We start from the raw sequence: 24,355 nt of genomic DNA, 5'->3' as shown, positions 1-24,355 counted from the left end.
GGTGCCCTCGCTGGACGACATCACCCGTTTCCAGACGTCGTTGAGCTCCGACGACGTCGGCTGGCTGCACGCGCTCGTGACCGACTGGCAGATCATCGCGGACCTGTCGTTCGCCGATCTCGTGCTGTGGGTTCCGGACGCCGAGGCCAAGGGGATGTGGGCCGGCGCGCAGATCCGCCCGACCACGGGGCCGACCACACTGCTCGAGGATGTCGCCGGCACCTTCCTCCCGGCCGGCCGGATCGATCAGCTCGAAGAAGCCCTCGTGACCGGCGAGATCGGCGTTGAGCAGTCCGAGGAGCTCGCCGACGGCAGGCGCATCCTGGTCGAGACCATCCCCGTCACCCGCGAGGGGCGTGTCATCGCCGTGGTGTCGCGGCGCAGCGCCGAGTCGGGGCTTCGTACCGCGAGCCTGCTCGAAGCGTCCTACTTCCGGGCCGCCGGCGAGCTGGCGGAGATGATCCGCCGCGGCGACTTCCCGCTTCCGGGCAGCCGGTCCGACCTCGCTGACTCGTTGCGCGTCGGTGACGGCTTCGTGCGTACGGACGCTGCCGGCACGGTGCTCTATGCCAGTCCCAACGCCATGTCGGCATACCGCCGCTTGGGCCTCGTCGGCGATCTGGTCGGCACGCAGCTGGGCCACGTCACGACGAGGCTGGTTGATCGCCGCCCGACCGATCGCGGCGCCAGGGGGATGCTGGGCGGGGACGCCAGCACGGAGGCGGAGATCGAGAACGCCGCCGCCTCCTTGTTGCTGCGCGTCATTCCGCTACGGTCCCGCGGGCAGCGCAGCGGATCGCTGATCCTCTTGCGGGACGTCACCGAGCTGCGGCTCCGCGAGCGTGAGCTCGTCTCCAAGGAGGCGACGATCCGCGAGATCCACCACCGGGTCAAGAACAACCTGCAGACCGTTGCCGCCCTCCTGCGACTGCAGGGCCGCCGGATGGAGCTGCCCGAGGCGCGTGCTGCACTCGACGACGCCGTGCGCCGGGTCGGCTCGATCGCGCTGGTGCACGAGACGCTGAGCCAGTCATTCGATGACAACGTGGCCTTCGACGAGATCGCCGATCGGTTGCTCCGAACGGTGCTCGATGTCGCCGAGGAGACCTCCGGCACCGGACGTGTCCAGGTGGACCGGATCGGCTCGTTCGGTCTGCTGCCCGGGGCGGTCGCCACGCCGCTCGCGATGGTGTTGACCGAGCTGATCCAGAATGCGTCGACCCACGCCTTCGACGAGCGTGGCGGCACGTTGACGCTGGCGGTCAATCGCATCCGTGACCGGGTTCGCCTGCGGGTCAGCGACGATGGGGCAGGCCTGCCGGCGGACTTCGATCCGTCAGGCAGCCTCGGCCTGTCGATCGTCACGACGCTCGTCGAGGGAGAGCTGCACGGCTCGCTCGCCTTCGAGCAGCGCGCCGGCGGCGGCACCACCGTCGCCATCTCCCTCAACCTCTAACCCCCCGCACGGTTTACCACGGTCCCTACGCAAACGCCGTCCGCCCGGGGGAGATTGTCCTCGGGCGGACGACGCTTGCCAAGAGGAGATGAACGGCTTGCGTAGGGACCGTGGTAAACCGCCGCCGAGGGATGCAAAGAACCCCGCGGCCGAGGCCACGGGGTTCACCGATACGTGCGTACGTCAGGCAGTACGAATACGTGCCCGAGCGTTGCGGCGCTTCAGCGTACGACGTTCGTCTTCGCTCAAGCCTCCCCACACACCGTGATCCTGCCCGGACTCGAGCGCCCATTGCAGGCACTGCTCGCGGACATCACAGCGGCGGCATACGACCTTGGCCTCTTCGATCTGCAAGATGGCAGGACCCGTGTTGCCGATGGGGAAGAAGAGCTCAGGGTCCTCATCTAGGCATGCTGAACGATGACGCCAATCCATGGGGACACTCCTTCCCGTTCGGTGTTGCGCCTTGGGCAGGCCTGTTTGACCCGTTCCAAGGCTTGACCTCCATGTTTTCAACATTTCAACCGCTTTACAAGGGCAACGCGTCGCGCGAATTGTCGGATGAGTCACACGTTTCGTACGCTGACGCCGTGACGTCTCCCGGACGGCCGGCAGGAACGGCCCGAACCCTGCTGATCGTGGCCACCGTGATCGTGTTTGCAGAGGCACTGACCTGCCTGGTCCTGGCCGCGCTGGGCGCCATCGACCTGACTCGGGATCGGGCCGGAGTGGGCATCGGGGTGGCGCTGATCCTCGCGGTCTACGGCGTCTTCCAGGCTTGGGCGGTGTGGCGCGTCACAGAGGGCGATTACTGGGCGCGCAGCCCTTTGGTGGTCACCCAGATCATCCAGCTCATCATCGCGTTCAACCTCGCGGACGTACCGCTCTGGATCACCGGACTGGTTGGCGCTTCTGCGGTCGTCACCCTGGTGTGCCTGCTGGCACCGCCCGTCACCCGGGCGCTCAGTCCGCCAGATCCCGTGTGAGAGACTGACATCCGGGCACAACCCGTCTGGATCCTGCTCAACGGATGCAGTTTGCGGCCTCTGGCTGCACCGGCGACCTGATCGGTCCCGACGACGAACTCACGGAAACGTCCCGAGGAATCTCCAACATGGTTGCGACAGACATCAACGTGCACTCCGACACGCCCGACCCGAGCGACCCGATTTTCGCACTGCATCGCGGCGGGAAGATGGAGATCTCGGCCACAGTCCCTCTTCGCAACGCGCAGGATCTTGCGATGTCCTACACCCCGGGCGTGGCCAGGGTGTGTGAGGCGATCGCCGCCGATCCGGCCCTGGCCCACGAATACACGTGGGTCTCCAACACCGTCGCGGTCATCACCGACGGCACCGCGGTGCTTGGACTCGGCGACATCGGTCCCGCCGCCTCGATGCCGGTCATGGAGGGCAAAGCCGTGCTGTTCAAGCAGTTCGGTGGCGTTGATGCCATCCCGGTTGCGCTCGACACGACAGATGTCGATGAGATCGTCGAGACGATCGTGCGCCTCGCGCCGACCTTCGGCGGGATCAACCTCGAGGACATCTCCAGCCCACGCTGCTTTGAGATCGAGCGCCGGTTGATTGAGCGCCTCGAGATCCCGGTCTTCCACGACGACCAGCACGGCACCGCTGTCGTGACGCTCGCAGCGCTGATCAACGCCGCTCGGCTCACCGAGCGCGAGATGTATGACCTCAAGGTCGTGATCTCCGGCGCCGGGGCAGCCGGCGTTGCGATCATGAAGATGCTGCAGTCCGCCGGCGTCCGCAAGATCGCCGTGGTCGACCGCACGGGAGTCATCCACCCCGGCCGTCCGGGGCTCGACGCGGTCAAGTCCGGGATCGCCGAAGCCACGGCTCCGTGGGCAACGGCGGGCTCGATCAACGACGCGCTCGATGGGGCGGACGTGCTCATCGGTGTCTCCGGTGGCACGATCCCCGAGGTCGCAGTCGCCTCGATGGCTCCGGACTCCGTCGTCTTCGCCATGGCCAACCCGCATCCCGAGGTACATCCCGACATCGCGCGCCGGCATGCGCGCATCGTCGCGACCGGTCGCTCGGACTTCCCCAACCAGATCAACAATGTCCTCGTTTTCCCGGGCATATTCCGAGGAGCCCTCGACGTGCGCGCCACCCGGATCTCCGAGGGCATGAAGCTCGCGGCTGCCAACGCGATCGCTGATCTGGTTGGCGACGATCTCAGCGAGACGTATGTCATCCCGTCGCCATTCGACCCCCGGGTCGCCTCGGCAGTCGCGCGCGCCGTCACCGACACGGCGCGTCGCGAGGGCCTGGCCCGCCGCCCGTACTGACCCAACCCTCCACAAGGAGTCGCATGTTCGCCGTCTATGCAGGAACGATCGATCCGAAGGATCCGTTGAGCGGTCTGGTTGTCGGCGAGCGCCCCGACCCCCAGGTGCCTGACGGGTGGACGACAGTGACGGTTAAGGCTGCGTCGATCAATCACCACGACGTCTGGTCACTCCGGGGAGTCGGGTTGCGCGAGGAGTCTCTCCCGATGATCCTGGGCTGTGATGCCGCCGGATTGGATGAGGACGGCAACGAGGTGCTGGTGCACGCCGTCATCAGCGATCCGTCGTGGCGCGGCGACGAGACCCTCGATCCCAAGCGCTCCCTGCTGTCGGAGCGTCACCAGGGCACCTTCGCAGAGAAGGTCACGGTCCCGACCCGCAACGTCGTGGCCAAGCCGGCCGGTATGTCCTTCGCGGAGGCGGCCTGCCTGCCCACGGCCTGGCTGACGGCCTATCGGATGCTGTTCACCCAGTCCGGGCTCAAGCAGGGCGACACGGTCCTGGTGCAGGGTGCGGGTGGCGGTGTCGCGACTGCCGCAATCACGCTGGCCCGCGCCGCGGGATTCCGGGTCTATGCGACGAGCCGCGACGAGGACAAGCGAGCCAAGGCGGTCGAGATCGGCGCCCATCAGGCCTTCGAGGCCGGCGCTCGCCTGCCCACCAAGGTCGACGCGGTCATCGAGACCGTCGGCGCGGCCACGTGGTCGCACTCGGTCAAGTCGATGAGGCCCGGCGGCACGATCGTCATCGCCGGCGCGACCTCGGGTGACGCCCCGACCCACGCCGAGCTGACCCGGATCTTCTTCCAGCAGATGCGGGTGCACGGCTCGACGATGGGCACCCGGGACGAGCTTCACGGTCTCGCCCAGTTCATGGATGTCACAGGGACTCGCCCGCTGATCGACCGGGAGATCCCCATGGCTGAGGCCGCAAGCGGTCTCGCCTCGGTCATCGACGGCAGCGTCTTCGGCAAGATCGTCCTGACGCTCTAGCCTTGCGGGTCTCGATGAGCGGGCCGCTTCACGGCGCTTCGGCTCAACCTGCTGAGACGCTCGCTCGCAGAGCTCGTTGGTTCTCACTCATCATCGTCGTCCAGGCGCGCCAGCCAGGTTGCCAGGCGTTCGACCGGGACCTCGAACTCAGGGTTGAGATCGACGAACTCGCTGAGCCGCTCGGCCAGCCAGGCCAGCGTGACCTCCTCATCCCCACGACGGGTCTGAAGCTCCTCGATCCCGCGATCCGTGAAGTACATCAGGTCCCTCCTGACCCCGGCGAAGCGTCGATCAGCTGAAGGCCTGCTGCATCAGCGTCGCCTGCTCCTGGACGTGACGGGCGTGCGAGCCGACCGACGGCGCCGACGACTCCGGACGTGAGACCCGCAGCAGCGGGAGACCGCCGAACTCGCCGCTGAAGTGCAGCGCCACGTGCGGCCACGGTCCCTGGTTGGCCGGCTCGTCCTGCACCCAGCGAACCTCTTTGGCGTTGATGAACTTGCCGACCTCGGCGTTGAGCTCGGACGTGGGCCGCGGGTATAGCTGTTCCAGGCGGATGATGGCGGTGCGTGACTCACCGGACTCGCGCTTCTCGCGCTCGGCGAACAGGTCCCAGGCGATCTTGCCCGAGCACACCAGGACCCGCTCGACCGACTTGGCATCGACCGAGTCGTCGCCGATCACCGGGCGGAACTTGCCGGACGTGAAGTCTTCGGGCTGCGAGGCGGCGGCCTTGCTCCGCAGCATCGACTTCGGCGTGAAGACGATCAGCGGACGGTGCTGGCTCTCAAGGTTCTGACGGCGCAGCAGGTGGAAGTAGGACGCGGGGGTCGACGGCTGCGCGAGCGTCATGGCGTTGTCCGCACACTGCTCGAGGAAGCGCTCGATGCGGGCCGAGGTGTGATCGGGGCCCTGGCCCTCGTGGCCGTGCGGCAGCAGCAGCACGACGCCGGACTTCTGGCCCCATTTGGTCTCACCCGAGGAGATGTACTCGTCGATGACCGACTGGGCGCCGTTGATGAAGTCGCCGAACTGCGCCTCCCAGATCGTGAGGGCTTCGGGGCGCGCCACGGAGTAGCCGTACTCGAAGCCCAGCGCGGCATACTCGCTGAGCAGGGAGTCATAGACGTAGAACGTGGCCTGCTCGTCACCGATGTTGGCGAGCGGCGTCCACTCGTTGGCGTTGACCCGATCGATGATCGTTGCGAAGCGCGACGCGAAGGTGCCGCGGCGGGTGTCCTGGCCAGAGATCCGGACGGGTCGTCCGTCGAGGAGCAGCGATCCCATCGCGATGATCTCGCCCGTGCCCCAGTCGATCGGGCCGGCCGTGATGGATGCTGCGCGGCGCTGCAGCTGGGGCAGCACCTTGGGGTGGACCGTGAAGCCCTCGGGGACGTTGGTGTAGGAGTCCGCGATGGACTTGAGCGTCTCGGGCGTGACGGCCGTGACGAGCTCGCCGGCGCGCTCGGGCTTGTCCGGGTAGTCCGGGGTCCGCGAGTAGCCGGGATCTGTGGCGGCCTCCTTGACCTCCTTGAAGTTGCGTTCGAGCTGCGCCTGGTAGTCGCTGAGTGCCGCTTCGGCCTCTTCGAGCGTGATGTCGCCTCGACCGACGAGGGCCTCGGTGTAGAGCTTGCGCACCGACTTCTTCTTCTCGATCGTGTCGTACATCAGCGGCTGGGTGAAGCTCGGGTCGTCGCCTTCGTTGTGGCCGCGTCGGCGGTAGCACACGAGGTCGATGACGATGTCCTTGTGGAACGTCCGGCGATATTCGTAGGCCAGGTGCGCGACGCGGATGCACGCCTCAGGATCGTCACCGTTGACGTGGAACACCGGTGCCTGGATCATCCGGGCGACGTCGGTGCAGTAGGTCGACGAACGCGATGACGACGGCGAGGTCGTGAAGCCGACCTGGTTGTTGACGATCAGGTGGATCGTGCCACCGGTGCGGTAGCCACGCAGCTGGGAGAGGTTGAGCGTCTCTGCGACGACACCCTGACCGGCGAAGGCGGCGTCCCCGTGCACGAGCACGGGGAGGACGGGGTAGTCCGCGCCCCGGTTGAGGCGGTCCTGCTTGGCGCGGGCGATGCCCTCCAACACCGGATCGACGACCTCTAGGTGCGACGGGTTGGCCGCAACCGAGACCTTGATCGTGTCGCCGTTGCCGGAGGAGAACTCACCCTCGACACCGAGGTGGTACTTGACGTCACCCGATCCCTGGACGGTGCGGGGATCGATGTTGCCCTCGAACTCGCGAAAGACCGAGCTGGCGTGCTTGCCGGCGATGTTGACCAAGACGTTGAGCCGTCCCCTGTGGGCCATGCCGATCGTGACCTCGTCGAGTCCGTCGGCGGCAGCTGCCTCGCAGATCTCGTCGAGCACGGGGACCGTGGTCTCGCCGCCCTCGAGGCTGAAGCGCTTCTGACCGACGAACTTGGTCTGGAGGAAGGTCTCGAAGGCCTCGGCCTGGTTAAGCTTCTGCAGGATGCGCAGCTGTTCCTCGCGCGGCGGCTTGGTGTGCGGGCGCTCGATCCGCTCCTGGAACCACGCTCGCTCGCCCGGATCCTGGATGTGCATGTACTCCAGGCCGATCGTGCGGGCGTAGGAATCACGCAGGATGCCGAGGATCTCGCGCAGCTTCATGAAGCGCTTGTCGGTCTTGAACGATCCGGTGGCGAACTCTCGATCGAGGTCCCACAGCGTCAGTCCGTGCGATGCCGTGTCGAGGTCGGCATGGCTGCGCGGCTGGTTGTCGAGGGGGTTGGTGTCAGCCATCAGATGACCGCGCACGCGGAACGCGTGGATCAGCTCCAGGACGCGGGCCTGCTTGTGCACCTCGTCGTCATGGCTGACCGCGATGTCCTGGGCCCAGCGGATCGGCTCGTAAGGAATCTTGAGGGCCCGGAAGATCTCGTCGTAGAAGTTTTCCTCGCCAAGGAGCAGGGCGTGGATCTTCTTGAGGAACTCGCCGGACTGAGCACCCTGAATGACCCGGTGGTCATAGGTCGACGTCAGGGTCATCATCTTGGAGATCGCCATCTGGGCCAGGGTGTGCTCGCTGGCGCCCTGGAACTCCGGGGGATATTCCATCGAGCCGACGCCGACGATGACGCCCTGCCCCTGCATGAGGCGAGGGATCGAGTGATTGGTGCCTATTCCGCCGGGGTTGGTCAGGCTGACTGTCGTGCCCTGGAAGTCCGAGACCTCCAGCTTGCCGTCGCGGGCCTTCTTGACCATCGTCTCGTAGGCTGCCCAGAAGCCGGCGAAGCTGAGGGTCTCGGCGGCCTTGATCGACGGGACGAGAAGCGTACGGGAGCCGTCGGGCTTCTTGAGGTCGATCGCGAGGCCGAAGTTGATGTGCTCGGGCTTGAGCTGGTTGGGCTTGCCGTTCACGACCTCGAAACCGGTGTTCATCTCCGGCATGGTCTTGAGCGCCTTGACGATCGCCCAGCCGATGAGGTGGGTGAACGACACCTTGCCGCCTCGGGCGCGGGCGAGGTGGTTGTTGATCACGATGCGGTTGTCGAACAGCAGCTTGACCGGCACTGCGCGGACGCTCGTGGCGGTCGGGACGGCCAGGCTGGCGTCCATGTTGGCGACGGTACGCGCCGCGGCCCCGCGCAGGATGACGTTCTGGACGTCTCCGGGCTCGGTCTTCTTGGGCGCTTCGGCGGGCTTGCCGCTGGGCGTGACCACTGATGCGACGGGCTTGGCGGGGGCGTCCTTGGCTGGCGGCGCGGGCGCGGAGGGTTCGTCGTGGACCGGTGCGGCGACCTGGCTCTGTGCGGGTGTTGCAGTGGCGGGCTCGGTCTTGGCGGCCGGGGGAGTCTTCGATGAGGGAGCGGTCGGAGCAGGGCTTGGCGCGGCAGTCTTCGCGGGTGGGGCCGACTCCTCGTCCGGTTCGACGGGTTCGGCGGGCTTGACCTGCCCGGCGGGATCGGCCGATGTGGCCTTTGTCCCGTTGGCGGTCGTGCCGTTCGCGGCACCACCAGTCATACCCGCGCCGTCACCGGTCTTGAAGAATGTCACCCAGGTGTCGTCGAGCGAGGCCGGGTCTTGTTGGAATCGCTCGTACATCTCTTCGACGAGCCACTGATTCGTGCCGAAATCAGGTGTTGACTGGTCTGGGGAGGACTCGGCCACAGCCTCGATCGCCTCTTCCGATTGTGTGCTGGCGCTCATGCGAAAACTACGTTCAACAGCCTAACGCGACGCCCCAGCGGAGCGCAGGCAGGCTCGGCCCGATCTTCGCGCCGAGATCAGTCTGCGATGACGACTCGCGGTTCGCGCTCGACGAAGCGCCCGAATGCGGCGGCCTCGTCATCGAGCCGGCGCCGGACGGTGGCCGAGAGCTGGCGGGCCCGACTGACCACGATGTCGACCGTCTTGGCGGTGATCGTGCGGGTCCAGGTGCCCGACAGTCGGCCGTCGATCATCAGCAGGCCGCTGCCCCGCATCACGTCGTTGGCAGTGCCGTCGAACCCGGCATAGTCCTCGGGATCGCGTGCATAGGAGATGTATTCGTCGAAGTTGGACAGCAGGAGGACCCGAGGGGCCTCGATCACGACCGGATCGTCCAGCATCCAGTGGGCCACTCCGCCGGTCTCGAGCGGTCGGAGACCCGCGAGCTCGATCGCGCGACGGCTGTCGGTCAGTGTGAGACTGGTCCACCACGCGAAGTCCTTGTCGCGGAACGGTCCGTGGCCGCGGGCGTAGCGGCGCGCCGCCTGCGCGAGCAGCTCGTCGTGGGTCAGCTCGACGGGCTGTGGCGGGAGCGCGACGTAGGTGTGCTGCTTGCCCTGCATCGGCCCGCTGGCGATGAGCGCGTTGATCTCGGCATGCATGACGATGTGGGCCAGAGCCTGCCCTTGGTGCTCGAGCCCAGCCGCGCCGAGAGCCGAGGCCAGCTCGGCGCGCTGGTGCGGCATTCCGTCGGACAGGACGTCGAGGATCACGGCGGAGCCTTGGTCGAGGCGTTCTTCAGACAATCCGATCGCGGTGTTGCTGGACGCCATCAGCCGGCCGACCCGTGGGGCTGTCAGCGCCTGCAGCCAGTGGATGTCGGCGGGATCGACCAGGTGCCACGTCGGCCGGAGGACGTGCGTGCGGAGGAAGTCGCCACGGTCGAACGCCTCCTGCAGGCTCGAGAGAGTGGCGCCCCGCATACGTCGGGCCACGGCCCACAGCGCCATGTCGTGCAGCTGCGACTGCATGCAACCTAGGTGTCGTACGACCTCGGCTGCCGAGTCGAACCGCGGCTGCACGAGCCCCTGGGCGTGCAGGCGTCCGGGAATCGTGGGCTTCACCGGACCAGCATCCCGCAGGGCGCTGACGTTTCGCCGTGAGGTTCTGGCTTGCAATTGCTCTAGGCTCGCTCTGACCCGCGACGACACACGAGGTGGACACGATGAGCTCTGAACCGACGACAGGACGCAATCGGTTGGTGGTGCCGATCGCCGCAGCGACGGTCATCGGGGTCATCGTCGTCGGATACCTGATCACTCGCGGCGGCGACGAGACCCCGGCCGCACCCAAGCCGGCTCAGACCACCGCAACGTCGACGACGCCGCAGGCGGATCTCTCGGGATCAGGCGATGCGCCGGCGGCGATTGCCGTCAAGGAGGCGACGGTGGCCCGGTCCGCGACAGCCGTCGGACTGGCCGCAGATCTGCCGGACATCGACCTCAAGAAGTTCGACAGCGTGACCTTGGTGCTGGGTCAGGACAGCGGCGAGGTGCTCTGGAAGCTGAGGACCTTCCGTGACTCGCGCGGCGCCTTCGTGACCCCGGAGTTCTTCCTCGTCAAGGACGGGCTGGACGAGCAGTTCGCGTGCGCCGGCTCGTCGATGCGCATCAAGGCGCCACGCCTGACGATGAGCCTTCCGCTGGCATGTCTGGACGATCCGGAGAAGCCGCTCCAGGCGCGGCTCGAGATCGAGGACCGCGACGGCGGCGAGGAGAAGACCTCGACCTCCAAGACCCTCGCCCCGCCGAAGCCCTGACTCGAGGTCGTCTAGGCGGTCTCGAGGGTGGCGTCGAGGGTGATGTCGACGCCGGTCAGAGCCTTGCTGATCGGGCAGCTGGCCTTGGCCTCTTCAGCGGCCTCGACGAAACCTGCCTCATCGAGGCCGTCGACCTCTCCGCGCACGGTCAGGGCGATCCCGGTCAGCATGAATCCACCGTCGGGGTCGGGGCCCAGGGAGACATCCGCCTTGATCTCCAGCGACTGAACCGTGCCGCCCTTTTGGCCAAGCAGGGCTGAGAACTGCATCGCATAGCAAGCCGAGTGCGAGGCGCCCAACAGCTCCTCGGGATTGGTCACACCCCCGCCATCGTCTGACGCCCGCTTGGGGAACGAGACCTCGAACGTTCCGAGGCCCGAGCTCGTGAGCTCGACCTGCCCCGAGCCGGTCTCGAAGCTGCCGTCCCAGGCTGTGCGTGCTGTGCGTGTGGGCATGTTGTTCCTCTCGTCGATGTCTGTACGAATGACGCTACCGGCCACCGCCACAGGCGGCTCAGGTGCCGAGCAGCTCCACGGAGACGTCCCACAGTCGCGCGGCGTTGCCCGGGTCGAGCGCATAGGCCGCGACGCCGGTCATGTCATCGGTGGGACGGTCGACGACGACGGCCTCCTGGTTGTTGACGAAGTAGCGCCCGCCGACGCCCTCGAGCAGCGGACTCGTCGCGAGCAGGACCGAGGTAGAGGCGCCCTGCTCGATCGTCTTGCGCTGGTCGGGCGGAGTCGTTGCCCCACCGCTGTGGCGCTGCAGATTGGTCGCGATGGCCCCGGGCATCAGGGAGTTGGCGGTGATGCCGTCGGCGCGCCAGCGCCTGGTGGCCTCGACCGCGAACAGCACGTTTGCGGTCTTGGACTGGCCGTAGGCGGCCCACGGGTCGTAGGGCATGAAGTCGAAGAACAGATCGTCGAAGATGACCGGTGATCGGAAGTGCGCGCTGGAGCTGACCGCCACGATCCGGGCCTTGCCGGAGGCTGCGAGCGCCTCATGCAGACCGTGTGCCAGCCGGAAGTGCCCGAGGTGATTGGTCGCGAACTGCAGCTCCCAACCCTGATCGGTGTATGTCTCGGGAGTCGCCATGACGCCGGCATTGTTGACGAGCAGGTCGAGCGGACCATCCCAGGCCGAGGCGAACGCGTCGATGCTGTCGAGATCCGTGAGCTCCAGTGGATGCACGTCGACCGCGCCACCCGTCGCGGTGCTACGGATGTCGGCCGCAACCCGCTCGCCGGCGGCGAGGTCGCGCACCGCCAACGTGACCTCTGCGCCGGCCTGGGCCAAGGCACGTGCAGTTTCGACACCGATGCCGGACGCCCCACCGGTCACGATGGCGCGTTTGCCGGTCAGATCGATGCCGGCGGCGACGTCGTGGGCCGTCGAGGTGATGTCAAAGGGTGTCGTGATGCGGTCCATGACCCCAGCATGCGGGCTCAGTCAAGCGGGAGGTGCGGGTAGTCCGGCGAGCGTTTCTGGAAGGCCAGGATCTCGGGGTTCTGGATGACCCCGTCGCGGATCTCGATCGCGCGCCTCAGCGTCTCGTCGGCGTCCCAGGCAGCCGGCCCTGCGAGGACCTTCGGCACATATGGCAGCAGGGCCTGGCTGATCTCCCACGTGGCGGAGTTCCAGAGGTAGGACGGGCTGTGGTCGACCGCGTAGTAGGTCACTCCGTTGCCGACCACGAACGTCGGGTCGTCGAAGGTCGTCGGCCTGGCCCACTCGAATCCCATGCCCTCGTCGCACGAGACGTCGACAACGAGGGTGCCTGAGGCGAGCGTCGACAGGTCGTCGTTCATCAGGAACGACATGGGGGAGTTGGGATCCTGCAGGACGCAGTTGACGATGACGTCGTGCTCGGCAAGCAGGGCCGGCATGGGGACCCAGCTCTGGTCGACGAACGCGCGGCTCTTGGCGGGCGACGATGCCGGATCGAAGTGCACGATGCGCGCGGAGTGGATCGGTGCGCTCACGGCGGCCACCCCACGTTGCGTGAAGATGTCGACATCGTGGATGCCATGAGCGCTCAGCGCGGTCACGGCGCCGCGGGCGGTGGCTCCGAATCCGATGACCGCGGCGCTGAGTTGGCGCCCGTAGTTACCGGTCAGGCCGCCGATCTCCATCGCGTGCAGGACCGAGGAGTAACCGGCGAGCTCGTTGTTCTTGTGGAACACGTGCAGGAGGAAGTTGCCGTCACCGCTCCAGTGGTTCATGACCTCCCATGCAATGAGGGTCAGCTTGCGGTCGATTGCCGCCTGGGTCAGCGCGGGGTCCTGGACACAGTGCGGCCACCCCCACAGGGTCTGCCCCTCGCGCATCTCGAGCAGATCTGCGGGTTGCGGCTTGGTCAGCAGGATCACGTCGCAGCGGGCGACGAGCTCGGCGCGAGTGAGGATGCCTCCGACGAACGGTCGCAGCTCGTCGTCGGACCACCCGAAACCTTCGGCATAGCCCTCTTCGAGGAAGACATGGGGTCGCTGGGCCTCGCTGAGCCGCTCGAGGTGGCGAGGGTGGATCGGCAGGCGCCGCTCGTTCTCCTTCGCGGTGTGGGCGATGACGCCCAGGGCGAGCTGGTCCATCTGGACTCCGTCTGACGAGGGTCTAGCAACGGGATCTGGTGCCCGCTGCCCGCTGCTCCGCACAGAGTACGGGACCCGGGCGGTGCGTCAGCGCCCAAGACCTGGCGGCGGGGTGGACGCCGATCCATCGCTCGTGGCCAGGACGCCGGCCGCTCGTGCAGGGCGGTCGGCTAGGCCGACCTCGCCTTTCCGAACTTCGGTGCATCGCACGCGGGTGCGCGGTCGTCCCGTAGCCTTCCTGGATGGGCGCTATACGAGGTCGGCCGCGGGCTCTGACCAAGGATCTGATCATCGATGCTGTCTTGGCCGAAGGGCTGGACACGTTCAGCTTGCCCACGATCGCCGCCAGGTTAGGTGTCGCGCATTCCGGGCTGTACCGCTATTTCGAAGACCGCGAGGACCTCGTCGTCCACACCATGACCCGGATCGCCCAATCAGCACCATGGCCCGCCATCGACCTGCCATGGCGCGAGCAGCTCGAGCAGATCGGTGAAGCCATCTGGACCATGTGTGACACCTACCCCGGCTACGACCTCGCCGCACTCCGGACCCGCAACGTGTCACCTGGATTCGTTTCCAGGCTCACCCCATACGTCGATTCATTGCACCACCAAGGACTCAGCGTCATCGATGCCACAGCAGCCATCGAGTTCATCCGGACCCTCGTTCTCACATCCGCCATCGAAGCCACCCGCCTGAAAAGCATCGCGGACCGACGCGATCTCCCTGACCACTCGATCCCCGGATTCGCCGACCCAGAAAAATGGGCCGGCCGCGGCTGGTACGACCGCCACCTCAACACCTGGCTCGACGGGTTGGCCCAACGCATCACGTAGAACGGGAGCTCCGCCGGTTCGGACGACACCCACGTGACGAACGTTTCGTTGACCCACCGGCACACCAACCTCGCCTCCGAGTGCTTCTGTGCTCGATCCTCAATTCGAGGACCCGAAAGGCGTGCTTCACTGAGACGTGCGTATCGAGCGGGTGCTTCCGGACCTGACCGTGAATGATCTCGAGCAGGCAGTCGTCGAGCACGGAGCCGCGCTCGGCATGACTGTTCTCATGGACCATGGCTGGATCGTGACGCTCGGAGATGAAGCGGGGCATCAGCTAAGCCTGATGTCGAGCGACGCAACCGCCCCCGTGAATCCGGACGTCTCGGTCTTTGTGAGCGACGTGCACGAAGCGCTCGAGAGGGTCACGGCAGCGGGGCTGGAGATCATCCACCCACTCACCGACGAGCCCTGGGGAGTGACTCGCTTCTTCTACCGGGACTCCGCAGGTCGCGTGGTCAACGTCGGCGCACACACGCCCTGATCTGGGGATTTACGAGTCGATCCGGCGGTTGGTGTTGGCGCCCCCGGCAGGACTCCGTCGGGCGCGGGGCGCCCTCCTCCCCGAATCCTTGACGCCGGGGATTTACGACGTCAGGTCCGGTTTCGCGTGGCGCCCCCGGCAGGACTCCGTCGGGCGCGGGGCGCCCTCCTCCCCGAATCCTTGACGCCGGGGATTTACGACGTCAGGTCCGGTTTCGCGTGGCGCCCCCGGCAGGATTCGAACCTGCGCTTCCGCCTCCGGAGGGCGGCGCTCTATCCCCTGAGCTACGGGGGCCAATACGGCCAACTGCGGTGTGAGCCTACCCCACAGGGACTACCGTGTTGATGGTGCCCAGAGTGCTTGTCGTCGACGACACCGCCTCGATCAGATTCCTCATCCGGACCAACATGGAGCTCGCCGGATTCGATGTCGATGAGGCAGTCGACGGCGCCGATTGTCTACGGTTCCTGAGCGCGGCAGACGTGCTGCCCGATGTCATCACGGTCGACGTGATGATGCCCCGACTCGACGGCGTGGCCACGGTCTCCGCGATCCGGGCGGACCCCCGGACCAAGCACATAGCGATCGTCATGGTGACGACACAAGGGCACCCCGCAGACATCCAGCGGGCGACCAGGGCCGGAGTCGACGCCTATCTCACGAAGCCGTTCGATCCAGACTTCCTGATCGTCACGGTGCGCAATGTCATCGGTCGCACCAAGAATCGTCAGGACGGGAATCCTTGAGTGAAGGCAGCTTCGGACGTACCGTTGAACCACACGGAACGGAGGTGGTTCGAGGAATGAATAGATCTTGGACTTGTGAGGTGGCTGTCCGCTAGCCGCAAGGACTTCAGTCATTGCGAACTGGCCGGTGGCGGCGAATTTCCCGCAGTCACCCGACCCGCAGGGCGTCGAGTTGTCCACTCGACCGCGCTCCAACTCCCCGGAGGCGAGCGCAGCCCTGCGGGTCGTCCACGTTCGGGGCCTTCCGACAGGCGCAAGGGGTGAAGCGGCGGCCAGATAGTCTTGGTGAGTGACTCCCGAGCAGCTTTCCGCAGCGATCGTCGGCGCCCTCACCTCATTGACTGAGGCGGGCAAGATCGTGCTGCCCGACGGCGTCCCAGCGGAGGTTCTCGTCGAGCGACCCAAGGCTCAGTCGCACGGCGACTATGCCACCAACATCGCGCTTCGGCTGGCCAAGAAGGCAGCCCTGCCACCACGCGACTTCGCACAGCTGCTGGCCGACGAGCTGGGGGCAGCTGACGGCATCGCGAGTGCCGAGATCGCGGGCCCGGGATTCCTCAACATCAGGGTCGAGGCCGGTGCGCAAGGCGCCCTCGCTCCGCAGATCGTCGCGGCTGGTGTGGCATACGGCACGAGCGAGCTGTATGCCGGACAGCGGGTCAACCTTGAGTTTGTCAGCGCCAATCCCACCGGACCGATCCACATCGGCGGCGTGCGGTGGGCCGCGGTCGGCGACTCCCTCGGTCGGATCCTCACGGCAACAGGTGCCGAGGTCACGCGGGAGTACTACTTCAACGACCACGGCGTGCAGATCGATCGGTTCGCCCGCTCCCTGCTGGCCGATGCGCGTGGCGAAGAGGCGCCGGAGGACGGCTACGGGGGGCGGTACATCTCCGACATCGCCGCAGCCGTGCTCGCCGAGCATCCGGACGCGACGACCCTGCCCGAAGCGGCGGCGCTCGAGTTGTTTCGGGCCACCGGCGTCGAGCTGATGTTCACCGAGATCAAGAAGAGCCTGCACGATTTCGGTGTCGACTTCGACGTGTTCTTCCACGAGAACGACCTGCACGAGTCCGGCGCGGTCGATCGAGCCATCACCCGTCTGCGTGAGCTCGGGATGATGTACCAGCGAGATGATGCCACCTGGCTCCGGACCTCCGACTTCGGCGACGACAAGGACCGCGTCGTCGTCAAGTCCGATGGTCAGCCTGCCTACATCTCCGGCGACCTGGCCTACTACCTCAACAAGCGCGAGCGCGGTTTCGACCGATGCCTGATCATGCTCGGCGCCGACCACCACGGCTACGTGTCCCGAATGCTTGCGATGTGCGCCGCGTTCGGCGACACCCCAGGGGTCAACCTCGAGCTGCTGATCGGCCAGCTGGTCAACCTCGTCCGCGAAGGTGCGCCGCTGCGGATGAGCAAGCGGGCCGGCACCGTCATCACGCTCGAGGACCTCGTCGAGGCGATCGGGGTCGACGCCGCACGCTATGCGCTGGCACGCTACTCGACCGACTCCACGATCGACCTGGACCTCGACCTGTGGGCCAAGAAGGACAGTGACAACCCGGTCTATTACGTGCAGTACGCCCACGCGCGACTCTCGTCGATCATCCGCAACGCGGTCGACCTCGGCGTCGTGATCGATGAGGAGACCTTCGATCCGTCGCTCCTCGCGGTGGACCAGGAGGGGGCCCTGCTGCGGGCGCTCGCGGACTACCCGCGAGTCGTGGCGCGGTCCTCTGAGCTTCGTGAGCCGCACCGGGTCGCGCGCTATCTGGAAGACACCGCGGCGGCGTTCCACAAGTTCTACGACGTGGCCCACGTGTTGCCCAAGGGCGACGAGGAAGTCACTGACCTGCATCGTGCGCGACTGATGCTCGTCGCTGCGACGAGGCAGGTCATCGCCAACGGACTCGGCCTGCTCGGCGTCGGCGCCCCGGAGCGTATGTGATGAGGTCCCACGAGGCAGGCGCACTGCACGGTCAGTCCGGTGATCGTGGGCCGGCGTGGCTGCGTACGCCCGAGGACCCCAACGAGCTCGTCCCACACCTGTGGGCGTCATCGGTCTCCAAGATCGAGGGCGTGCTGACCGTTGCGGGAGAGTCGGCCACCGACCTCGCCGCCGAGTTCGGGACCCCGACATATGTCGTGGACGAGGACGACTTCCGGCGCCGTGCGCGTGGGTTCAAGGAGGCTTTCCCCGACGCCGACGTCTATTACGCCGGCAAGGCCTTCCTGTGCGTGGCGACGGCTCGCTGGATCGCCGAGGAGGGGCTCAACCTCGACGTGTGCACCGGCGGCGAGCTGGCCGTCGCCCTGAGGGCAGAGTTCCCCCCGGAGCGCATCGGTCTGCACGGCAACAACAAGTCGGTCGCCGAGCTGCGTCGCGCGCTCGAGGTGGGCGTCGGCCGCATCATCATCGACTCGGTTGAGGAGATCGACCGGCTGAGCGACTTGAGCGCCGAGCTCGGCGTCATGGCTCCGGTCATGATCCGGGTGACCGCCGGCGTCGAGGCGCACACGCACGAATACATCTCGACGTCTCACGAGGACCAGAAGTTCGGGTTCTCGATCACCGGCGGAGCCGCGCTCGACGCTGTGCGTCGCGTGGTCGCCGAGCCGGGGCTCGAGCTGCGCGGCCTGCACTCGCACATCGGGTCACAGATCTTTGTCACGGACGGGTTCGAGGTCGCCGCTCGGCGGGTCCTGCGCCTGCACGCCGAGATCGAAAAGGAGCTCGGCGTCGCCATGCCCGAGTTCGACCTCGGCGGCGGGTTCGGCATCGCCTACACGACTCAGGACGATCCGTCGACGCCCGACGACCTGGCTCGCGGCATGCTCAAGATCGTCGACGATGAGTGCGCCGCGATGGGCATCGCGCTGCCACACTTGTCGATCGAGCCCGGCCGCGCGATCGCGGGGCCGTCGACGTTCACGCTCTATGAAGTCGGCACCACCAAGTCGGTGTCGCTCGACGGCGGTGCCTCGCGACGCTACATCTCGGTCGACGGTGGCATGAGCGACAACATCCGGCCGGCGCTCTACGGCGCTGACTACTCCTGCACGCTGGCATCGCGTGACTCCGGCGCCCCTGCCCTCCTCAGCCGAGTCGTGGGCAAGCACTGCGAGTCCGGCGACATCGTGGTCAAGGACGAGTTCCTCCCCGGTGACGTCAGGGCCGGCGATCTGCTCGCAGTGCCCGGGACCGGCGCCTACTGTCGATCGCTGGCTAGCAACTACAACCACGTGCCCCGCGCCGCGGTCGTCGCCGTACGCGAGGGCGAGGCGCGCGTCATCGTCCGACGGGAGACCGAGGACGATCTGCTAGCCCTCGACATCGGCTGAGTGCCGTCGCGGAGTCTTCTCGGTCAGCGCGGTAGCAGTCGACGCGGCCCCGGGCCGCCGACGGCGAGCCGGTCCCCGGGGTTGTAGAGCGAGCAGCTCTTGAGGGACAGGCACCCGCAACCGATGCAATCGTCGAGGTTGTCGCGCAGGCGCTGGAGCTGGTCGATGCGGTCGTCCAGGTCCGCGCGCCACTCCCGCGACAATCGTGCCCAGTCCGCCTTGGTCGGCACCTTGCCGCCCGGCAGGGTCGCGAGCGCTTCGCGGATGGCGGCGAGGCTGATCCCGAGACCCTGAGACGTACGGATGAAGGAGATCCTGCGGAGGACATCGCGGTGGTAACGCCGCTGGTTGCCGGCAGTTCGCTCGCTCTCGATGAGTCCTTCACGCTCATAGAAGTGGAGCGCCGAGACCGCTACTCCGGCGCGAGTGGCGACCTCGCCAGGGGTCAGGTCCGGATGCTTCGTCGGGGGCACAACCTCAACCATACTTGTGCTCCGGTCACACCAGCAGGCGGAGCGCTGCCGTGAGCGTGGCAGCGACCAGCACTGAGGTGAGGACGCCGGCGCGGGTCAGCACGAGCACTGCTGCGCCAGCGGCCACGCCGACGGTGTCAGCGCCGACGTGCAAGTGCTCGCCGTTGGCCAGCGCACTCGAGACCACGAGAGCGGCCAGCAGGGCCGGTGCCATGAGCACGATCACGCCGCCGACACGGGCCGGCAGCTCGCGGCCGCCCATCACGACAGGGCCGAACGCTTTGATCAATGCAGTGACGACGGTGCAGCCGGCAATGGTCCACCAGATCGTGGCCGTCACCTGCTCGGCTCCTGCCGACGCAGTCCCCACAGCGCCACGAGGCTCGCGGCGAGCACCGGGAGGCCGGCCGGGGCGACCTCCACGAGCGACAGGGCGACGAGCGCACCGGCTCCGGCCACGGCAGCTGTCCGCCGGTCCTTGATCTCGGCGATCAGGAGGGCGAGGAAGAACATCGGATATATCGCGTCGAACCCGAAGCGCGAGGTGTCACCGAGCAGGTTGCCGCCCAGCGCGCCGACCGTCGTGCCGGTCATCCAGGTGACGTACTGCGGGGCCGTCGAGCCGAACAGGAACCACCGGTCGAAGGTTCCATCACCCCGGTTGGCCATCGCCCATGAGGCGTCGACGACGGTCTGCCCCTGGGCGGCTCGCAGCAGCGGCGGGCCCGGGAGGGACGGACCGAGGGCGACCCCCATCGGCAGGAAACGGGAGTTCATGAGTGCTGCCGCAGCGATCGCCGCCCCGGCGGATCCGCCGCCCGCGAGGATCGCGACGGCCGCGAACTGGGCCGAGCCGGCGAAGACGACAGCCGACATCACGATTACTGCCGCGACCGGGAATCCGGCATCGCGGGCGAGCACACCAAATGACATCGACAGCAGCGCGCCGACAGAGGCATAGGGGATCGCAGCACGCGCCCCCGCCTGGAACGATGCCCGGCGATCCTCGCCTCGCGGTTCGGGACGGCTGGGCATGCCCCCAGCCTGTCATCAGGCCGGCCGGCCATCCGAACCGGCCCAAGGCTTGATCTCAACTGCACTTCCGGTTGCACAGGGGACCCCGACCCGACCAACTAGCAGCATGTGTGGGCTCAGGCCAGGCACACCACGATGTCGCCTCGTCGGGTCGCGGTGCGGCGATCGGCTCTCTTGCCGTCGATATAGATCGTGCATGTTGCGAAACTGGCGTCGGGCATGACCTGCACCGCGAGCTTGGCAGCTGGCAGCTCCCCGCGTACGGTCCTCGTCGTCGAGAATCCGCCTGGCCTGAAGACCACGCCGGCCCCAGCACCATCGCGGTAGAGAAATCCCAGATACGACGAGCCGTCAGAGGTCGCCTCGACCCTGACCCGGTGCTTGGCGCCCAGCCCGTTGGACACCGTCAGAGATCCTCCGAGCATCTTCTTCAGCGCAGCCTTCTGCTCGCGGCTGGGCAGCGAGGTTTCGGGCAGGCTCAGGGCGCTGCCCAACGGGTCTTCGAACTGCGATCCCAACGCGTCGCCGGACTCGGCCTCGGAACTTGAGCTCTGGCGCCACAGGATCAGAGCGACCACCAGCAGAATTGCGGCACCGCCGAACAACACGGTCAGGATCACCTGATGACGAGAAGGGCGGGTCAGGTGCACGGTCTACCTCTCCGGGGCGGCACGGTGCGCATCCCGTCATGTACTCAACGAGCAACGCACAGCTGGGCTATGGGCTTCTCGACCAACCATGTCACGCCCCAGGTAGCCGTCGCCGATACCCTTGACCGGTGAGTGCATCCTTGTGGTCCCCCGGTCGTCCGCTCCGCGTTGCCCTGTTGGGCTGCGGGGTCGTCGGCACCGAAGTCGCCCGGCTGCTCACGCGGGACGCGGATGAGCTTGCGCAGCGGGTGGGTGCGCCGCTCGAGCTGGCAGGCATTGCCGTACGCCGGCTGGGCCGTGAGCGCGACCTCGACGTCCCGGCCGAGCTGTTCACGACCGACGCCGCGGGCCTGGTCGGCCGCGGCGACATCGACGTCGTGATCGAGGTGATCGGTGGCATCGAACCGGCTCGCGAGCTGATCCTCGCCGCGCTCGATAACGGCGCCTCCGTCGTCACGGCCAACAAAGCCCTGCTGGCCGAGGACGGCGCCACACTGTTCGAGGCGGCCCAGAAGGCCGAGCGCGACCTCTACTTCGAGGCCGCCGTTGCCGGCGCGATCCCAATCGTACGGCCGCTGCGCGAGTCGCTCGCGGGCGACCGTGTGCAGCGGGTGCTCGGCATCGTCAACGGCACGACCAACTTCATCCTCGACGCCATGACCACGACGGGACAAGGGTTCTCTGAGGCGCTCGACGAAGCCCAGCGGCTCGGCTATGCCGAGGCCGACCCGACCGCTGACATCGAGGGCTTCGACGCGGCATCCAAGGCCGCGATCCTGGCCGGGCTCGCATTCCATACCCGGGTGACGATCGGCGACGTACATCGTGAGGGCATCACTGACGTGACGGCCGCGGACGTACGCTCCGCCGAGGAGATGGGGTGCGTCGTCAAGCTCCTGGCGATCTGCGAGAAGCACGAAACGCCTGACGGACCTGCTGTCTCTGCCCGGGTCCATCCCGCGATGATCCCGCTGTCACACCCGCTGGCGAGTGTCCGCGGCGCCTACAACGCGGTCTTCGTCGAGAGCGAGTCAGCCGGTCAACTGATGTTCTACGGCCCCGGAGCGGGCGGCGCCCCGACCGCGAGCGCGGTCCTCGGAGACGTCGTGTCGGTGGCCCGTAACCGTCGCAGCAGCGTCTTCGGGCCCGGCGAATCGACCCACGCGCAGCTCGAGGTGCTTGACATGGGTCGGGCCCGCACCCGCTACCACGTGTCGATCGACGTCGATGATCGAGCGGGCGTGCTGGCTTCGGTGGCGCAGCAGTTCGCGGCGTTCGACGTCTCGATCCGGACGGTGCGCCAGGAGGGCAGCGGTTCGGACGCCCAGCTCGTGATCGTGACTCACGAGGCCGACGACGCCGCATTGTCGGCAACCGTGGCATCGCTCCGTGGGCTCGACATGGTGCGCGACGTCACCTCAGTGATGCGCGTCGAGGGAGGATCCTGATGGCTCATCTCTGGCGCGGAGTGATCGAGGAGTACCGCGAGTGGCTCCCGGTCACCCCCGAGACCCCGGTGATCACCCTCGGTGAGGGTGGCACACCGCTCGTCCACTCCGCGTGGCTCTCCGGCATCGTTCGCGGCGAGGTCTGGCTCAAGGTCGAGGGAGACAACCCGACCGGATCCTTCAAGGACCGCGGCATGACTGCCGCGATCTCGGTGGCGGCCGGCGAAGGCGCCAAGGCCGTCGTGTGCGCCTCGACCGGCAACACGTCCGCATCCATGACGGCATACGCCTCGCGGGCCGGGCTGACCCCGATAGTCCTGGTCCCGCACGGCAAGATCGCCGCGGGCAAGATGGCGCAGGCCGTCATGCACGGCGCCACTGTCATCCAGGTCAACGGTGGATTCGACCAGTGTCTTCAGGTCGCCCGTGACCTCGCCGACCAATACCCCGTGGCCCTGGTCAATTCGGTCAACCCCGTACGGCTGCAGGGTCAGAAGACCGCGGCGTTCGAGATCGTCGACGCCTTGGGCAAGGCGCCTGACCTACATGTCCTCCCGGTCGGCAACGCCGGCAACATCTCGGCCTACTGGCTGGGCTACCAGGAGTACGCCGAGGCCGGACTCGCTCAGAAGACGCCCTCGATGTGGGGTTTCCAGGCCGAGGGTGCCGCGCCGATCGTGCTGGGCCACCCGGTCGAGCACCCCGAGACCCTCGCGACCGCGATCCGCGTCGGCAACCCAGCCTCGTGGCAGCTCGCGGTGACCGCGCGCGACGACTCCCTCGGCCGGATCGAGGCCGTGACGGACCAGGAGATCCTCAGCGCCCAGCGTGAGCTGGCCTCGCGTGACGGTGTCTTTGTCGAGCCGGCATCTGCGGCCGGGGTTGCCGGGCTGCTCAAGTCCGCCGGCGTCGTCGAGCCAGGGTTGACGATCGCCATCACGGTGACGGGGCACGGGCTCAAGGACACCGAGACCGCACTCTCGGGAGTCGATTCGATCGTCGACTCGGCCATCGACGTCGACGTCCACGCGGCGGCCGAGGTCGCCGGGCTCGTATGACGTTCGTGGTCGGCCCGGTCTCCGTGCGGACGCCGGCCTCCAGCGCCAACCTCGGCCCGGGCTTCGATGCCCTCGGCCTGGCCCTGTCGCTTCACGACGACCTGACTGCCGAGGTACTCGAGTCGAAGGGTGACGAGCGTCTGGAGATCACGGTCACGGGGGAAGGCGCCGAGGACGTCCCGAGGTCCGGTGACCACCTGGTCGTCAGGGCCATGAACGCGACATTCGACCTGCTGGGGGAGCGCCCCGCCGGCTTGAGGCTGACCTGCGTCAACGCGATCCCGCACGGCCGGGGCCTCGGCTCGTCGGCGGCGGCGATCGTGGGTGGCATCGTGCTCGCCCGCGCGCTGGTCGACGGCGGCGCCGATCGGCTTGACGACCGGGCGGCCTTTCAGCTCGCGGTCGATCTGGAGGGCCATCCTGACAACGTCGCCGCCGCGATGTTCGGCGGGTTGACGATCGCCTGGATCGACGGGGCCGCGGCCGAAATGCAGCGGCTCGAGACCACGGTCGAGACGACGGTCTTCGTGCCGCCTGAAGCGGTATCAACCGAGCGGGCGCGTGGTTTGCTCCCCGAGACCGTCCCCCACCGCGATGCCGCACTCAATGCCGGCCGCGCGGCGCTGCTCATCGCGGCGCTGACTGTGGCACCGGAGCACCTCATCTCGGCCACCGAGGACCGGATCCATCAGTCCTATCGAGCCGGCGCGATGCCGGAGTCATACAAGCTGCTGCGACAGCTGCGGGTGGAGGGGATTCCGACGATCATCTCGGGAGCCGGGCCGACCGTGCTGTCGTTCGCCAGAGGCATTGCCGAGCGTGCTCCGCAGGGCTGGGCCGTGCACGAGCTGGCGGTCGATGTCGAGGGCGCGCTGGTCCGCTGAACGCCGTGCCGCAACACGAACCCAGCAGAAATGCTGGGCGACCCC

General features: G+C 67.3%; 24 protein-coding genes and 1 tRNA gene. 13 read left to right on the top strand and 12 right to left on the bottom strand.

Features of this window, described 5'->3' with window-relative positions:
• Window position 1 precedes the first annotated feature (1 nt).
• Complete coding sequence (locus tag WKF39_RS10385; RefSeq protein WP_340388056.1) at window positions 2–1,456, top strand: sensor histidine kinase; 1,455 nt, start codon at window positions 2–4, stop codon at window positions 1,454–1,456.
• 183 nt (window positions 1,457–1,639) lie between these two features.
• On the opposite strand, the gene WKF39_RS10380 is transcribed toward WKF39_RS10385, so the two are convergent.
• On the bottom strand, window positions 1,640–1,891 hold the full coding sequence (locus tag WKF39_RS10380) for a WhiB family transcriptional regulator (RefSeq protein ID WP_340388054.1): 252 nt from the start codon (window positions 1,889–1,891) through the stop codon (window positions 1,640–1,642).
• A 155-nt stretch (window positions 1,892–2,046) separates the two neighbouring features.
• Between WKF39_RS10380 and WKF39_RS10375 the strand changes: the two genes are divergently transcribed.
• The 3 genes from WKF39_RS10375 to WKF39_RS10365 all read left to right on the top strand — a co-directional run bounded on the left by WKF39_RS10375 (window position 2,047) and on the right by WKF39_RS10365 (window position 4,762).
• On the top strand, window positions 2,047–2,442 hold the full coding sequence (locus WKF39_RS10375; RefSeq protein WP_340388052.1) for a hypothetical protein: 396 nt from the start codon (window positions 2,047–2,049) through the stop codon (window positions 2,440–2,442).
• Between the two features lie 128 nt (window positions 2,443–2,570).
• Window positions 2,571–3,770 carry an NADP-dependent malic enzyme gene (locus tag WKF39_RS10370; protein ID WP_340388050.1) on the top strand — a complete coding sequence of 400 codons (1,200 nt, stop codon included), beginning with the start codon at window positions 2,571–2,573 and terminating at the stop codon, window positions 3,768–3,770.
• Between the two features lie 23 nt (window positions 3,771–3,793).
• Window positions 3,794–4,762: a zinc-binding dehydrogenase gene (locus WKF39_RS10365; RefSeq protein ID WP_340388048.1), complete on the top strand. Its 969-nt coding sequence runs from the start codon at window positions 3,794–3,796 to the stop codon at window positions 4,760–4,762.
• An 83-nt stretch (window positions 4,763–4,845) separates the two neighbouring features.
• Here WKF39_RS10365 and WKF39_RS10360 read toward each other — a convergent pair whose 3' ends face one another.
• The 3 genes from WKF39_RS10360 to WKF39_RS10350 form a co-directional block, all read right to left on the bottom strand.
• Window positions 4,846–5,022: a DUF6104 family protein gene (locus WKF39_RS10360; protein WP_340388046.1), complete on the bottom strand. Its 177-nt coding sequence runs from the start codon at window positions 5,020–5,022 to the stop codon at window positions 4,846–4,848.
• Window positions 5,023–5,053: 31 nt separating this feature from the next.
• Window positions 5,054–8,941, bottom strand: a complete 3,888-nt coding sequence (locus WKF39_RS10355; RefSeq protein WP_340388044.1) for a multifunctional oxoglutarate decarboxylase/oxoglutarate dehydrogenase thiamine pyrophosphate-binding subunit/dihydrolipoyllysine-residue succinyltransferase subunit — start codon at window positions 8,939–8,941, stop codon at window positions 5,054–5,056.
• 77 nt (window positions 8,942–9,018) lie between these two features.
• Window positions 9,019–10,065 (bottom strand): winged helix DNA-binding domain-containing protein, encoded by a 1,047-nt coding sequence (locus tag WKF39_RS10350; protein ID WP_340388042.1) that lies wholly within the window; start codon window positions 10,063–10,065, stop codon window positions 9,019–9,021.
• 101 nt (window positions 10,066–10,166) lie between these two features.
• On the opposite strand from WKF39_RS10350, the gene WKF39_RS10345 reads away from it, so the two are divergent.
• The gene (locus tag WKF39_RS10345; RefSeq protein WP_340388040.1) at window positions 10,167–10,760 is read left to right on the top strand and encodes a hypothetical protein; all 594 of its coding nucleotides are present in this window, start codon (window positions 10,167–10,169) and stop codon (window positions 10,758–10,760) included.
• Between the two features lie 11 nt (window positions 10,761–10,771).
• Here the strand turns inward: WKF39_RS10345 and WKF39_RS10340 are convergent, their stop codons facing one another.
• The 3 genes from WKF39_RS10340 to WKF39_RS10330 are packed head-to-tail and all read right to left on the bottom strand — an operon-like array spanning window position 10,772 to window position 13,348.
• Window positions 10,772–11,215, bottom strand: coding sequence for an OsmC family peroxiredoxin (locus WKF39_RS10340; RefSeq protein ID WP_340388038.1), 444 nt, complete (start codon window positions 11,213–11,215; stop codon window positions 10,772–10,774).
• 58 nt (window positions 11,216–11,273) lie between these two features.
• Complete coding sequence (locus WKF39_RS10335; RefSeq protein ID WP_340388036.1) at window positions 11,274–12,188, bottom strand: SDR family NAD(P)-dependent oxidoreductase; 915 nt, start codon at window positions 12,186–12,188, stop codon at window positions 11,274–11,276.
• Between the two features lie 17 nt (window positions 12,189–12,205).
• Window positions 12,206–13,348, bottom strand: coding sequence for a N(5)-(carboxyethyl)ornithine synthase (locus WKF39_RS10330; RefSeq protein WP_340388034.1), 1,143 nt, complete (start codon window positions 13,346–13,348; stop codon window positions 12,206–12,208).
• 242 nt (window positions 13,349–13,590) lie between these two features.
• On the opposite strand from WKF39_RS10330, the gene WKF39_RS10325 reads away from it, so the two are divergent.
• On the top strand, window positions 13,591–14,184 hold the full coding sequence (locus tag WKF39_RS10325; protein WP_340388032.1) for a TetR/AcrR family transcriptional regulator: 594 nt from the start codon (window positions 13,591–13,593) through the stop codon (window positions 14,182–14,184).
• Window positions 14,185–14,320: 136 nt separating this feature from the next.
• Window positions 14,321–14,668 carry a VOC family protein gene (locus WKF39_RS10320; RefSeq protein ID WP_340388030.1) on the top strand — a complete coding sequence of 116 codons (348 nt, stop codon included), beginning with the start codon at window positions 14,321–14,323 and terminating at the stop codon, window positions 14,666–14,668.
• A 219-nt stretch (window positions 14,669–14,887) separates the two neighbouring features.
• On the opposite strand, the gene WKF39_RS10315 is transcribed toward WKF39_RS10320, so the two are convergent.
• A tRNA-Arg gene (locus WKF39_RS10315) sits at window positions 14,888–14,962 on the bottom strand.
• Window positions 14,963–15,015: 53 nt separating this feature from the next.
• On the opposite strand from WKF39_RS10315, the gene WKF39_RS10310 reads away from it, so the two are divergent.
• The 3 genes from WKF39_RS10310 to lysA all read left to right on the top strand — a co-directional run bounded on the left by WKF39_RS10310 (window position 15,016) and on the right by lysA (window position 18,762).
• The gene (locus WKF39_RS10310) at window positions 15,016–15,414 is read left to right on the top strand and encodes a response regulator (RefSeq protein WP_340388027.1); all 399 of its coding nucleotides are present in this window, start codon (window positions 15,016–15,018) and stop codon (window positions 15,412–15,414) included.
• 289 nt (window positions 15,415–15,703) lie between these two features.
• Complete coding sequence (gene argS / locus WKF39_RS10305; RefSeq protein ID WP_340388025.1) at window positions 15,704–17,368, top strand: arginine--tRNA ligase; 1,665 nt, start codon at window positions 15,704–15,706, stop codon at window positions 17,366–17,368.
• Window positions 17,368–18,762, top strand: a complete 1,395-nt coding sequence (gene lysA / locus WKF39_RS10300; RefSeq protein WP_340388023.1) for a diaminopimelate decarboxylase — start codon at window positions 17,368–17,370, stop codon at window positions 18,760–18,762. Before argS ends, lysA begins: the two co-directional genes overlap by 1 nt.
• 23 nt (window positions 18,763–18,785) lie before the next feature.
• Here the strand turns inward: lysA and soxR are convergent, their stop codons facing one another.
• The 4 genes from soxR to WKF39_RS10280 all read right to left on the bottom strand — a co-directional run bounded on the left by soxR (window position 18,786) and on the right by WKF39_RS10280 (window position 20,890).
• Window positions 18,786–19,235, bottom strand: coding sequence for a redox-sensitive transcriptional activator SoxR (soxR, locus tag WKF39_RS10295; RefSeq protein ID WP_340388021.1), 450 nt, complete (start codon window positions 19,233–19,235; stop codon window positions 18,786–18,788).
• Between the two features lie 25 nt (window positions 19,236–19,260).
• On the bottom strand, window positions 19,261–19,575 hold the full coding sequence (locus WKF39_RS10290; RefSeq protein ID WP_340388019.1) for an AzlD domain-containing protein: 315 nt from the start codon (window positions 19,573–19,575) through the stop codon (window positions 19,261–19,263).
• Entirely contained in the window at window positions 19,572–20,270 is a 699-nt protein-coding gene (locus tag WKF39_RS10285) for an AzlC family ABC transporter permease (RefSeq protein WP_340388017.1), read from the bottom strand. Before WKF39_RS10285 ends, WKF39_RS10290 begins: the two co-directional genes overlap by 4 nt.
• Window positions 20,271–20,386: 116 nt before the next feature.
• A complete protein-coding gene (locus tag WKF39_RS10280) occupies window positions 20,387–20,890 on the bottom strand; it encodes a hypothetical protein (protein WP_340388015.1) in 504 nt (167 codons plus the stop codon).
• A 158-nt stretch (window positions 20,891–21,048) separates the two neighbouring features.
• Between WKF39_RS10280 and WKF39_RS10275 the strand changes: the two genes are divergently transcribed.
• From WKF39_RS10275 to thrB, 3 genes are read left to right on the top strand one after another with little or no spacing between them, the layout of a single operon-like run.
• Window positions 21,049–22,368, top strand: a complete 1,320-nt coding sequence (locus tag WKF39_RS10275) for a homoserine dehydrogenase (RefSeq protein ID WP_340388013.1) — start codon at window positions 21,049–21,051, stop codon at window positions 22,366–22,368.
• The gene (gene thrC / locus WKF39_RS10270) at window positions 22,362–23,426 is read left to right on the top strand and encodes a threonine synthase (RefSeq protein ID WP_340388152.1); all 1,065 of its coding nucleotides are present in this window, start codon (window positions 22,362–22,364) and stop codon (window positions 23,424–23,426) included. The genes WKF39_RS10275 and thrC overlap by 7 nt, the downstream gene beginning before the upstream one ends.
• Window positions 23,423–24,310 carry a homoserine kinase gene (thrB, locus tag WKF39_RS10265; protein WP_340388011.1) on the top strand — a complete coding sequence of 296 codons (888 nt, stop codon included), beginning with the start codon at window positions 23,423–23,425 and terminating at the stop codon, window positions 24,308–24,310. Before thrC ends, thrB begins: the two co-directional genes overlap by 4 nt.
• The last annotated feature ends 45 nt before the right edge of the window (window positions 24,311–24,355 follow it).

Origin of the sequence: Aeromicrobium sp., from assembly GCF_037719875.1 — a bacterium.
Classification (GTDB): Bacteria; Actinomycetota; Actinomycetes; order Propionibacteriales; family Nocardioidaceae; genus Aeromicrobium.
The sequence above is the reverse complement of the archived record's forward strand: the minus strand, read 5'-3'. Positions and strand labels throughout refer to the sequence as shown.